Here is a 14,041-nt window from a genome sequence, read left to right as displayed (position 1 = left end):
GCGCCCCTGCCTTCGCTCAATACGTTTTCAAGAATTAGCTACGGACCCGTCAAAGCATGAACAACATCGAAGACATCTACTCCCTTTCGCCAACTCAGCATGGCCTGTTGTTCCATAGCGTCCTCGAGCCGGATTCGCGGGTGTACTACCAGCAACTGAGCCTGGAAATCCAGGGTCCGCTGAACCTCACCGCGTTCCGTGGTGCATGGCAGGCACTGATGCAGCGCCACGCGGTGATGCGCAGCGCGTTTCTCTGGGAAGACCTGGACGACGCCTATCAGGTGGTGCAGCAGGACCTCGCAGTGCCGCTGAGCCTGCTGGACTGGCGCGAGCGCGACGATCAACAAATCGCGCTGGAACAATTGGCGCTGGAGCAGCGCGCCGAACCGCTGGAACAGAACGACGCGCCGCTGATGCGCGTGTCCCTGGTGCGTCTGGACGAACAGCGCTTTCACCTGACCTGGACCTTCCATCACATTCTCATGGATGGCTGGAGCGTGGGCATCGCCATTCAGGAATGGCTGGCGCTCTACTACGAACAGGCCCTGGGCCGCGCCGCCAACCTGCCGGCGACCCGCCCTTACCGCGACTACATCGCCTGGCTCGCGGAACAGGACATGGCCGCCACCGAAGCGTTCTGGCGCGAGCAGTTGCAGGACCTCAACGAACCGACCCCGCTGCCGGACTTCGCCGTGCGCCTGGCGCCACCGTCGGGCGCACCGTTCGCCGAGCGGGAAAGCCTGCTGGAAGCTGGCGAAACCGAGCAGCTGTCGAGTTTCGCCCGTCGCCATGACCTGACCGTCAACACCCTGATCCAGGGTGCCTGGGCGCTGCTGCTGGGCCAGCACGCCGGGCGCGATGACGTGGTTTACGGCGTGACCGTGGCCGGCCGCCCGGAGAACCTGAGCGCAGTCGAAAGCACCGTCGGCCTGTTCATCAATACCCTGCCGCTGCGGGTGCAATGGGCCGACAGCCCGACGCTGGTGGACTGGCTGCAACAGTTGCAGCAGGCCAACAGCGACCTGCGTCACCACGCCTACCTGCCGATCGGCAAGCTCAAGTCGATGAGCAAGATCGCCGCCGAGCGGGCGTTGTTCGATTCGATCCTGGTGTTCGAAAACTTCCCGGTCACCGACGCGCTCAATCAAGACGCCGACGGCCTGAGCTTCATCGCGCCGTCCAACGACCAGCAGGTCGACGGCATCACCCACACCCAGGGCCGCAACCACTTCCCGCTGTCGCTGATCGTGGTGCCGGGCGAGCAGCTGAACTACCTGTTCAGCTACGACCGCAAACGCTTCAGCGATGCAGAAATCGCCATGCTGTCGGCGCAATTGCGCGCGATCCTGCTGGCCATGACCGCACAGCCGCAATGCCAGGTCGCCGAACTTGACTGGCTGAGCACTGAAGAACAGCAGCAATTGCTGGTCAAAGGCAGCGGCACAAGCCTGCCGGTGCCGGAGCAATGCCTGCACCAGCGCTTCGAACAGCAGGTCGCCGCGAACCCTGAGCAACTGGCGGTGCGCGACCGTCAGGTCGCCCTGACCTACCGTGAACTCGATCAGCGCGCCAACCAGCTCAGCCAGCACCTGCGAGCCCAAGGCATCGGTGCCGACAACCTGGTGGCCCTGGCCCTGGACCGCAGCGCCGATTTCGTCATCGCCCTGCTGGCCACCCTCAAGGCCGGCGCGGCTTACTTGCCACTGGACCTGAAACAACCCGCCGGACGCCTGGCCGATGTGCTGGTGGACAGCCGCGCCGCGCTGGTGATCGGCGCCGCGCCTTCGGCTCAGCTGACCCGTCTGGCCGAGCACACCCCGGCGCTGTGGCTGAGCGAGGCCGCGGCTGCGATCGCCGCGCAACCGGACAGCGCGCCTGCGGTGACGCACAGCCCGGATGCTGCCGCCTACGTGATCTACACCTCGGGTTCCACCGGCACGCCAAAGGGCGTGGTGGTCGAACACCGGGCCATCGTCGACTACGTGACTGCCGTGCAGTCGGTGCTCAACCCGCCGCAAGCGGCCCGTTACGGCCTGCTGTCCAGCGTTGCCGCCGACCTCGGCCACACCCAGTTGTTCGGTGCCCTGTGCACCGGCGGCAGCCTGTTGCTGGTGGATGACGACAGCGGCTTCAGCCCGCTGGCACTGGCCGAGCTGTTCAGCCAGCACCCGATCGATGTACTGAAAATCACCCCGAGCCATCTCGGTGGCCTGTTGCAGGCATTGCCCGATGCTCGTCTGTTGCCGACCACGCTGCTGGTGTTCGGTGGCGATGCCCTGAGCCCGGCGCTACTGGACAAGGTCAATGGCCTGGCGCCGCAACTCAAGGTGTTCAACCACTACGGACCGAGCGAGGCCACGGTCGGTGCGATTGCCACCGAACTGCCGACCGGCCTGCGCAGCATCGCCCTGGGCCGTCCCCTGCCCAATCGCCAACTGCGGGTAGTCGATGGCAACGGTCAAGCAGTGGCGACCGGCGTGTCCGGCGAGCTGCTGATCGGCGGCGCGCTGGCTCGCGGTTATCTGCATCGCCCCGACCTCACCGATGAGCGCTTCATCGTCGACGCGCAGCAACAACGCTGGTATCGCACCGGCGACCGTGTGCGCTGGCTGGTCGACGGTCAACTGGCGTTCCTCGGCCGGGTCGACAGTCAGGTGAAGATTCGCGGCAACCGTCTGGAACTGGGCGAAGTCGAAGCGCAGATCAAGCGCCTGTCGCCCTTGATCGAGCAGGCGTTGGTGCGTGCCGTGGAACTCGATGGCGGCCTGCGTCTTGTCGCCTGGCTGGTATCCAGCCAGTCGCTGTCGCCGGCCAAGCTGCGCGACGATCTGGCGATGCGCGTGCCGGACTACATGGTCCCGGCGCACTTCATCACCCTCGACGAACTGCCGCTGAACCGCAACGGCAAGGTCGACGCCTCGCGCCTGCCGCTGCCGCAGAAAGCGGCCGACGACAGTGCCAGCCATATCGCCCCGCGCAACGAAGTCGAAGCGTTGCTGGCGCAGATCTGGCAGGAGGTGCTGAAGCTCGATCGCGTGGGCGTGCAGGACAACTTCTTCGCCCTGGGCGGCGACTCGATCCTCAACCTGCAGATCATCGCCCGCGCCAACCAGCAAGGACTCAAGCTCACCCCGCGCCAGCTGTTCGAAAACCGCACCATCGCCGACATCGCCCGGGTGCTGGGTGCCGATGCCAGCAACACCGTGGCCGAGAACCTGGCCGATGGTTATGAACTGCCCCTGGGCTCTGGCCAACTGGCACGCGTGGAACAAGGCTCGCTGGACGCCACCTGGCGTTGCGTGGCCCTCAGCCAATCCATCGACAGCGACCTGCTGAGCCAGGCGATCAGCGCCCTGCAACAGCACCATCAGGCCCTGCGCCTGGCACTGCAAATCTCGCCTGAAGGCCAATGGCAGCAGCGCGTGATGGTGGCGGCCAAGGCGCCGGTGATCAGCCGTCAGACCCTTGAAGACCTCGACCAGACACGCCTGCAAACCCTGGCTCAGGCCGGTGTCGATGCCCTCGAACTGAGCGCCGGACAAACCCTGCACGCCAGCCTGCTGGAGCATGGCGACAAACACTGCGTATTGCTCGCCGCGCACCCGCTGTGCGTGGACGAAGCGTCCTGGTCGCTGCTGCTGTCCGACCTCAACCTGGCGCTGGCGCAACTGCTGTACCAACGACCGGTGCGCCTGGCCTACAACGGTGGCGACTTAACCCAATGGACCCGCCACCAGCAGAGCCATGCACAAGGCGACGCGCTGGACGAGGCCTGGGAACACTGGCTGCAATTCGCCGGCATGGACGTGCTGCAACTGCCGGACAGCCAGCAGTCCAGTTCCGTGATCGAACATGCGTTGCCGGCGGACACCTCCAGCGACCTCAAGCGCCTGGGCGACGTGCTGCAACTGGACTGGAACAGCCTGTTGGCCAGCGCCGTGGCCGAGCAATGCCGCGAAGTCGCCGGCGCCGGGCTGATTGCCCTGAATCTGCACGACGCCCGCCCGGCAGCCGATCGCCTGCCGGTCAGCGCGCCGATTGCCGTGGCCGACCTGGACCCGGCACGCATCATCGGCGCCCTGGAACTGGCGGTGCCGTTCTACCTTCAGCCACAGGGCGAAACCCTGCTGCAGCGCTTGCAGGCCACCGCCTCGCAGCTGCGCGCCTACCCGCAACACGGCGCCGACTATGGCGCCCTGCGTTACCTGTCGGACAACACCTACCTGCAGGAACCCCTGCGCGACCTGCCCGCCGCCCCTGTCGCCATCCGCTGGCTGGGGGACCGTGACGGCCATCGCGAACAACGCGCGATCCTGAGCCAGGTCGAAGCGGCTCATCAGCCGTCAGCACCCAGCTGCGCACTGACCCTGGACGCGAGCTGGCAGGACGGTCGCCTGCACCTGCGCTGCGAAGGCGCGCTGGCCGCCGACTGGGCACCACAACTGGTGCAACGTCTGACCGACCTCGCCGCCCTGCTCGCCCAGCCCGAGTTGCGCCCTGCCAGCGCGGCCTTCCCGCTGTGCCACAAGCAGGCGGCGACCCTGGCGGCCGAGCCGCTGGACTGGCCGAACATCGAGGACCTCTATCCGCTGTCGTCGATGCAACAGGGCATGCTGCTGCACACACTGCTGCAACCCCACAGCGGCATCTACCTGATGCAGCAACGCTACAGCTGGGACGGCGCCCTGCAACGCCCGGCCATGGAAGCGGCCTGGCAGCTGTTCCTCGACCGCCACCCGATGATGCGCACCGCGTTCTGGTGGCAGGAAGACCACGCGCCGCTGCAATGCGTGTTCCGCAAGACCGACCCGGCGTTCGACTGGCAAGACCTGCGCCACCTCGACGCCGAGCAGCAGCGCCTGGCCATGGATCAGGCCCTCGAAGCCCAGCGCCAGCAAGGCTTCGACATGGCCCGCGCGCCGTTGACCCACCTGCGGATTTTCCAGCTCGACGAACGTCGTTTTGCCGTGGTGCGCAGCTTCCACCACATCCTCACCGATGCCTGGTGCTTCGGTTTGCTGATGGAAGACCTGCTGGCGATCTATCAGTCGATCGTGCGTCAGGAGCCGGTGGCCCGTCCGCTGTTCCGTTCGTTCCGTGGCTACATGAGCTGGCTGGAGCGCCACGACATGGCCGCCGCCCTGGCCTTCTGGCAAGCGGATCTGGCGGGTTTCAGCGAGCCGACGCCGTTGCACGTGGACAGCTCGCCGGCCCGGGCCGAGCAGGCGCCGGAAGCGGTCGGCGATCAGGACCGCACCCTGAGCATCGCCCAGACCCAGCGTTTGCAGCAGCTGTGCCAGCAATACCAATTGACGCCCAACACCTGGATTCAAGGCGCATGGGCCCTGTTGCTGTCGCGCTACAGCGGCAATCGCGACGTGCTGTTCGGCGTCACCGTGGCCGGTCGCCCTACCGATCTGGCCGGGGTCGAGGAAATGGTCGGGATCTTCATCAACAGCCTGCCGCTGCGGGTCGACGTCGACCCACAGGCGCTGGTGTCCGATTGGCTGCAGGCCCTGATGTCGCACAACGCGCAACTGCGTGAACACGAAAGCACCTCGCTGGTGGACATCCAGCGTTGCAGCGGCGTGCCGCGCGGCCAGCAACTGTTCGACAGCCTGGTGGTGTTCGAAAACGCCCCGCTGGATATCAGCAGCGTGCAACTGGACAACTTCAGCATCGACATCTACGAAGACCGGGTGCACACCAACTTCCCGATGACCGTGGTGCTCTACCCCGGCGATCGCCTGGGCATTCGCCTGTCCTACGACAACCAGCGTTTCACCGGCGAGACCGTGCAGCGCATGCTCGGGCATCTGGTGCAGTTGCTGACCAGCATGCTCGATGAGCCGCAAGCCCCGCTGGGCAGCCTGCACATGCTGCCGTCGGCCGAGCGCCAGCAGTTGCAGGTGGAATACAACCGCAGCGCCGTGGATTTCCCGCTGGAGCGTGGTTATGCCGCGCTGTTCGCCGATCAGGTGCGCAACCGTGGGCAGCACATCGCCGCGGTCTGCCAGGGCGAATCGCTGACCTACGCCGAGCTGGACCGCCGCACCAACGGCATCGCCCGCGCGCTGCAAGCCAAAGGTGTCGGCCCGGAAACGCTGGTGGCGCTGTTTGCCGAACGCGGTCTGGCGCTGTTGACCATGATGATCGCCACCCTCAAGGCCGGCGCCGCGTTCCAGGCGCTGGACATTCAGCAACCGCCCGCGCGCCTGGCGGAACTGCTGGAACTGGGTGAAGCGCCGGTGCTGCTGGTGTGCGAACACGCCACGGCTACTCTGGACAACGTCCTGCCGCAAATGGCCAAACAGCCGACCTGCCTGATTGCCCAGACCCTCTGGCAAGGTGCCGAGCAGCCGGCGGTCAGCTACGTCCACAATCCGGACCAACTGGCCTACGTAATCTTCACCTCCGGCTCCACCGGCAAGCCCAAGGGCGTGATGGTCGAGCAGCGCGGCATGCTCAACAACAAGTTCGGCAAGGTGCCGTCCCTGGGCCTGGGTGAGCACGACCGTATCGCCCAGACCGCCTCGGCGGCCTTCGATATCTGCGTGTGGCAGTTCCTCGCCGCGCCGCTGTTCGGCGCCACCGTGCACATCCTCCCGGATGCCCAGGCCCACGATCCGCTGGCCCTGCTCGATGCCGTTCAGGCACACGGCCTGACCCTGCTGGAAACCGTACCGGCGCTGATTCGCGGCATGCTCCAGGAAAGCCAGGCGCAACAAGATCTGAGCAGCCTGCGCTGGTTGCTGCCGACCGGCGAAGCCCTGCCACCGGCCTTGGCGCGGGACTGGTGCGCGCGCTTTCCGAACATCCCGATGATGAACGCCTACGGCCCGGCCGAGTGTTCGGACGACGTGGCTTTCCATGCCATCACCCAGGCACCGGACGCCGATTGCCTGCACATGCCGATCGGCACGCCGACCGCCAACAACCAGATGTTCGTGCTCGATGCCGACCTGCGCATGGTGCCGATCGGTGTTCCGGGTGAAATTTGCATCGGTGGTGTCGGTGTCGGTCGCGGTTACCTGCGCGACCCGCAACGCACCCGCGAAGCCTTTGTCGATCATCCGTTCGAGCCGGGCGCGCGCCTGTATCGCAGCGGTGACATCGGCCGGATGCGTGCCGATGGGGTGTTCGAATACCTCGGTCGTCGCGACCAGCAGGTCAAGATCCGTGGCTTCCGTATCGAGCTGGGCGAAATCGAAAACCGCCTGATGCAGCACCCGGCAGTCAGCAGCGCGGCGGTACTGGCCCTGCCCGACGCCCGTGGCGCGCTGCAATTGGTGGCCTGGTATGTGCTCGACAGCGCCGCCGAATTCACCAGCGAATCCGCGCAACAGGTGCTCAGTGCCTACTTGGGCCAGCAACTGGCGGCCTACATGGTGCCGGCCCGCTGGCTGAACCTGGCGCAACTGCCGCTCAACGCCAACGGCAAGGTCGACCGCCGAGCCCTCGCCGCCCTGGACGTGCCGCTGGCCGTGCAGGATCAACAGCAGCGCGTGGCGCCACGTACGGAAACCGAGAAAGTCCTGGCCGAACTCTGGCAGGACATCCTCGGCCTGGACAGCGTCGGCGTGCACGACGACTTCTTCGCCATCGGCGGTCACTCCCTGTTGGCCACCCAGGTGCTGTCGCGGATTCGCCGTCGCCTGGAGGTCAATCTGCCGCTGCGTATCCTGTTCGAAGGCGGCACTCTGGAGCAACTGGCCCAGGCGGTAGATCGCCAGCGCGAGGCGCAGAACGGGCTCGACAGCGAAAGCGAAATCGTCCCTGTCCCGCGTGACCAGATGCTGCCGCTGTCTTTCGCTCAACAACGGCTGTGGTTCCTCGACCGCTTCGAAGGCCCGAGCGCGGCCTACAATATGGGTTCGGTGGTGCGACTGCGCGGTGCGCTGGACATCGCCGCCCTGCAAGCGGCGTTGCAATCGGTCCTGGAGCGTCACGAATCGCTGCGTACCGCCTTCCAGCTCAAGGGCGACCAGCCTGTCCAGGTCATCAGCCCGGCACCGACCGTCGACCTGACGCCGACCGATCTCTCGGCACTGGCGGGCGATGCGCAGATGCAAGCCCTGCAACGCCTGATCGACGAGCAGGCCGCGCGTGCGTTCGACCTGCAACAGGCGCCGATGCTGCGCGCCAGCCTGCTGCGCCTGGGTCAGGACGATCACGTGCTGCAAGTGGTGCTGCACCACATCGCCACCGATGCCTGGTCCATGGGCATCCTGATGCAGGAGCTGATCACCGGCTATCTGGCCTACAGCAACGGTGCGACGCCGGTCTTCGCACCGCTGCCGATCCAGTACGCCGACTATGCCCACTGGCAACGCAGCGAACCGCAACAGCGTCTGTTGGCGCGCGCCATCGACTACTGGCGCCGTCAGCTGGAAGGCGCGCCGCCCCTGATCCCGCTGCCGCTGGACGCCCCGCGTCCGACACGACCGGATTATCACGGCGCATCCCTGCAACAAAGCTTCACCCCGGCCCAGACCCGAGTGCTCAAGGCTTACGCTCAGGAGCAAAAGGCGACGCTGTTCATGGTCCTGCTCAATGCCTTCAACAGCCTGATGCAGCGTGCCACCGGCGCCCACGACTTCATCGTCGGCACTGACCTGGCCAACCGCGAACACCCGGCGGTGGAGAACCTGATCGGCTTCTTCGTCAACGTGCTGCCGATCCGCGCGCGACTCACCGAAGGCGAGGGATTCGACGCCCGCCTGCAACGCCTGCGCGACGACTGCCTGTCGGCGTTCCAGCACCAGCAAGTGCCGTTCGACAAACTGGTGGAAGCGCTGCAACCGCCGCGCACGCCAGGGGTCAATCCGCTGGTGCAGGTGCTGTTCGTGATGCAGAACACACCGGGCACCAACGCCAGCCTGCCGGGCCTGGACATCGAGGAACATCTGCTGCCGGGTCAGGAAAGCAGCAAGTTCGACCTCGCGGTGTTCGTCGAGGAAGACGACGAGCAAGGCTTGAACGTGCGCTGGGTCTACCGCACCAGCGTGCTCGGCGCACCGACTGTCAATCGCCTGGAACAAGGCTTCGAAAATCTGCTGGAGCGAATCGTGACTGCACCTGAACAAGCCCTGCAAGACTGGTCGTGGCGCCTCGAGGGCAGCTCCTCTGCAGCGCCTGCGCCATCCGAAGCGCCATCCGAAACACCAGCGGACGACGCCGCCGCGCGCAGTGCCCGCAAGATGTCGAAGATGAGCAAGCTCAAGCAGACCCGTGCCTCTGGCGTAAGTCAGCTGGCCCATGAGCAGGTGCGTACCCGCACGCTGATCGACGGCCAGGCGCTGCCGCTGGTGATCGAACCGTTGCTGGGCGATCTCGACCCGGTGCACTGGGCGCTGCAAGCCCGGCTGTGGATCAACGAACAGCTGCGCACCCACGGTGGCCTGCTGTTCCGCGGTTTCAACCTGCCCGACGCCGCGGCCTTCGAGCAGTTCGCCCAGGCCATCGAACCGGACCTGTACGGGACCTACGGCGACCTGCCGAAGAACACCTCCGGCAAGAACATTTACCATTCGACGCCGTACCCGGAGCAGCACATGATCCTGTTCCACAACGAGAGCTCGCACCTGCCGCAATGGCCGTGCAAGCAGTGGTTCTTCTGCGAGATCCCTGCGCCGCGCGGCGGCTGCACGCCCATCGTCGATTGCCGTCAGGTGCTGGCGCGCCTGCCCGAGGACATCGTTGCGCGCCTCAAAGCCAAGGGCCTGCTGTACGTGCGGCATTTCACCGACAAGCTGGATGTGCGTTGGCAGGACTTTTTCAAGACCGAAGTACGCGAAGAAGTGGAGCGTCAGTGCCGCGAGACCGGCATGCAATGGGAATGGCTGGGCGCGGACAACCTGCGAATCGCCCAGCACTGCCCGGCCATCGTCGCCCATCCGGACACCGGTGAACTGTCGTTCTTCAATCAGGTGCAACTGCACCACTCCGCCTGCCTGGAGCCTGAAGTGCGCAGCAACCTGATCAATCTGTTCGGCTTGGGCAACCTGCCGCGCAACGTGTACTACGGCGACGGCAGCGTGATCGAAGACGAGGTCATGCAGGTGATCGGCGCCGCCTACGAGGAGTGCGCCGTGCGTTTCGCCTGGCAGAAAGGCGACATGGTGATGCTCGACAACATGCTGGTGGCCCACGCCCGCGATCCGTTTGAAGGCGAACGCAAGATCTGTGTGGCCATGGGGCAGATGATGAATCGTGAACAGCTCGACGCCGAGGTGCAGGCATGACCGCTTTCGAACAACGCGAAGACGCCTTCGCCCTGTCGCCGCAGCAACGCAGCCAGTGGTTGGCCGGTTTGCCGGCGGCGCGCCTGGAACTGGAGGTGGCCGGCGAGCTGGCGCTGGACCGTTTGCAGGAACGGCTGGCAGCTTTCAGCGCGGCCCACGAAGCCTTGCGCCTGCGGGTGCGGCCGGAGCCGGGCTTGCAGGTGCCGTTGCAGGTCGCAGCGGCCGCAGCACCTGACGCCATCGGCGTTGAGGTGGAAAACCTGGCGAACAATCTATATCGGGTGACCTTGCAACTGCCGGCATTGGGCGCCGACCGTGGCACCCTGCTGCGCCTGGCCGAAGCGCTGGGTTCGGCGTCTGTGCCGGCGTTCGATGAAGAGGCCATGACTTACACCCAGTACAGCGCCTGGCTGCAGGATTTGCAGGCTGATGAAGATGCCGCGCTGGGTCGGCAGTTCTGGGCGGGCCAGGCACTGGATGAGCAGGCTGGCGGTGAGCTGCTTTATCGTCAGGTGCGCAGCGATCAGGCCGATGCGCCTTTTACGACTCGCTTGATGGCCAGCACCCTTTTGAGCACGGCACTGGACAGCTTTTGCCAGCGTCACGGCGCGTCCCCCGAGCAGGTGTTGATGACCGCCTGGGGCGTGCTGCTGCAGCGGCTGAGCACCGGCGACACGCCCGCTTTGACACTGAACTGGGTCCATGACTGCCGCGACGATTACGAAGAACTCGCCGACTGTTGGGGCCTGTTCGCCAAGGCCCTGCCCCTGCGCTTTGAACCAGCCAGCGACAGCCGCTTTGTCCAGGCGTTGACGGATTTGCAGTCGCGCTGCGAAGGGGCCACGGAATGGCAGGAGTACGGCGGCGCGGCCGAGGGTTCCCGTTATGGTTTCCAGTGGAGCGCCAGCCTGAGTCAGCGCTTCGATTGGCTGGGCAGCGACGCTGCGTCTTTCACAGTGCAGGACGCTCACGCCATACCACCGGGCATCGAGTTGCTGCTGGTGGCCGAAGCCGTCGAGGGCGGCCATCGCCTGAACCTGTGCCATCTGCCGAACCGCTACAGCGAGCAGGCGGCTCTGGTTTTGCTGGAACAGTTGCAGTCGCTGGTGATCGATGCCGTCGGTGATGCCGGCAAGACTCTGGCCGAGCTGTCGCTGCATTCGCCGACCTTCTCCATGACCCTGGCTGAACTGCACGGCCCCGCTACGGCGCAGGCTTTTGTCAGCGTGCCGGCGGGCTTCACTCGTTGTGCTGCCCAGTTCCCCGATCACCTGGCGCTGCGCGACCAGACTCAGCAAATGAGCTACGCCGAACTGGACGCGCGCAGCAATCAGCTGGCGCACTACTTGCGCGCCCGGGGCGTGGGGCCTGAAGACCGGGTGGCGTTGTATCTGGAGCGCTCGGCGTCGATGGTTCTGGCGATGCTCGCCGTGCACAAGTGCGGCGCCGCGTTCGTGCCGCTGGACGTGCAACAACCGGCGCAGCGCTCCCTGGCGATTCTGCAACAGGCGCAACCGGTGTTCGTGCTCAGCGGCGCGGCCGGCAATGGCCCGGCCTTGCCTTCGGTGGCCAGCCTCGATTTGCGCGATACAGCGGTTTGGCATCAAAGCCCGATGACAGCGCTGAATACCGAAATCCATCCGCAGGACGCCGCCTATGTGCTGTTCACTTCCGGCAGCACCGGCACGCCAAAAGGCGTGATCGTCGAGCATGGCCAGCTCGCCAGTTACATCACCAGCGTGACCCGTCGCCTGGCACTGCAACCGGGTGAACGCAGCGCCGTGGTCACCGCGCTCGCGGCGGACCTGGGTTACACCCTGCTGTTCCCCACCCTGCTCAGCGGCGGTGAGTTGCATATTCTGGACAAGGACACCGCGATGAACGCCCAGGCTTGGGCGGACTGGCAAGCGGCCTATCCGATCGATCACCTGAAAATCGTGCCGTCGCTGCTCGACGCCTGGCTGCTGCACAGCCGCAGCGCCGCCGTGCTGCCACGCAAACAGCTGATCATCGGTGGCGAAACCTGCTCGCCGCGCCTGCTGCAAAGCCTGCGTGAACTGGCACCGTCACTGGCGATCTTCAACCACTACGGCCCCACCGAAACCACGATCGGGGTAGCAATGCACCGGCTCGATCCGGCCTGCGATTACCGTCGCCTGCCGCTGAGCGATCGTCTGGACGGCATGCGTCTGTATCTGCTGGACGAGCAGCAGGAAGTGGTCGCGCCCGGCGTCAACGCCGAACTGTATATCGCCGGCCCGCAAGTGGCGCGGGGGTATCTGGATGCGCAACAGAGTGGTGAACGCTTTATCGAGGTGTCGGGCGAACGCCTGTATCGCACCGGTGATCTGGCCCGTTATCGCCATGATGGCAGCCTGGAAATCAGCGGCCGCGCCGACCGTCAGGTGAAGATCCGTGGTTTCCGCGTGGAGCTGGACGAGATCCAGGCACAACTGGCGAGTCTTCCGGGCGTGGCCCAGGCGGCGGTGGAATGCCTGGCCAAGGGTGAATTGGGTCAGCAGCTGTTCGCCTTCCTGACCCTGGCACCGGGGCAATCGGTGACCGTGGCGCAACTGCACGGTCAGGCCCAGGATCGCCTGCCGGACTACATGCTGCCGGCACTGCGGGTCGTCGAAGCGCTGCCGCTGATGGGCAATGGCAAGCTCGATCGCAAAACCTTGCAGCAATGGGCCGACAAGGTGCTCGACAGCGTCGGCAGCGCCTTGCCGCGCACGCCGCTGGAAGCGCTGCTGGCCGAGGTCTGGGCGCAGGTGCTGGGGCTTGAGCGGGTCGGCATCGACGATGACTTCTTTGAACTGGGCGGCCATTCTCTGGCGGCAGTGACCCTGGCCAGCCGCTTGCAGAGCGTGCTGTCGGCACCGGTGACGGTCAACGCCGTGTTCACCGCGCCGAGCGTTTCGGCATTCGCCGCGCTGGTGCAGGCCGAGCTCAAGCTCTCGCCGCTGGTGAAGCTGGCGACGCAGGATAACGTCGCGGCGCCGAACCTGTTCTGCTTCCACCCGTCCACTGGGCACGTGCAGGACTATCGCGCGCTGCGCTCACCGTTGCCGGCGTGGAATCTGTGGGGTTTGCAGGCGGCTTATCTGACCGACGACAGCACCGCGCTGGGCGGCGATATCGAGAGTCTGGCTGCGCTGTATGTCGAGCATCTGCGCGAGCAGCAGGCGCAAGGGCCGTATCACCTTTTGGGCTTCTCCCTCGGTGGACTGCTGGCGATTGCCGCCGCCGCGCATCTGGAGCGCGCCGGCGAACAGGTGGCCTTCCTCGGGGTTGTCGATTCGCAGTACCAGCACCAGGCGCCGGAAGACAGCGTCGAGGCGCTGCTGGCCTCGGCCGTGCCGGCCCTGACCGCGGACAGCCAGACGCTGATGCGCCAACTGCCGACCGCGGCTCTCGACGCATTGACCGCGCAGTTGCAAGCCCTGGCACCGGCCGATCGCCTGCCGGAGCTGGTGCAGTGGGCGCGTCAGCAAGGCCTGCAACTGGATGGCGACAGCTGGGAGCACCTGCAAACGCGGCTGCGTTATCAGCAGCACACCCAGCATCTGCTGGCGACCTTCCAGCCGCCACGTCTAAGCTGTGACGTGCATCTGTGGTGGGCCAGCGATACCCTGGCCGACAGCGCCTTCGTCGACCCGTACTGGGAACGTCTGAGCAGCGGTCGATTGACCCGCGAAGTGATCCAGGCACAACACTTGACCATCCTTGAGCAACCTGCCCTGCATCAGCAGCTGGGTGCGCAGCTCGAGGCTTTCACCCCACGCGGAGCGGTTTGA

At 65.7% G+C, this 14,041-nt stretch carries 2 protein-coding genes; both read left to right on the top strand.

Features of this window, described 5'->3' with window-relative positions; all coding sequences use genetic code 11:
- Window positions 1-56: 56 nt before the first annotated feature.
- Entirely contained in the window at window positions 57-10,244 is a 10,188-nt protein-coding gene (locus tag K9857_RS00135; protein WP_224532878.1) for a non-ribosomal peptide synthetase, read from the top strand.
- Window positions 10,241-14,041 carry a non-ribosomal peptide synthetase gene (locus K9857_RS00130; RefSeq protein ID WP_224532877.1) on the top strand — a complete coding sequence of 1,267 codons (3,801 nt, stop codon included), beginning with the start codon at window positions 10,241-10,243 and terminating at the stop codon, window positions 14,039-14,041. The genes K9857_RS00135 and K9857_RS00130 overlap by 4 nt, the downstream gene beginning before the upstream one ends.

Origin of the sequence: Pseudomonas sp. REP124, from assembly GCF_020164475.1 — a bacterium.
In the GTDB taxonomy this organism is placed as follows: domain Bacteria; phylum Pseudomonadota; class Gammaproteobacteria; order Pseudomonadales; family Pseudomonadaceae; genus Aquipseudomonas.
The sequence above is the reverse complement of the archived record's forward strand: the minus strand, read 5'-3'. Positions and strand labels throughout refer to the sequence as shown.

Bases quoted from the DNA above. Each gene is read 5' to 3' on its own strand.
- K9857_RS00135 (WP_224532878.1), top strand. From the start codon at position 57: ATGAACAACATCGAAGACATCTACTCCCTTTCGCCAACTCAGCATGGC.
- K9857_RS00130 (WP_224532877.1), top strand. From the start codon at position 10,241: ATGACCGCTTTCGAACAACGCGAAGACGCCTTCGCCCTGTCGCCGCAG.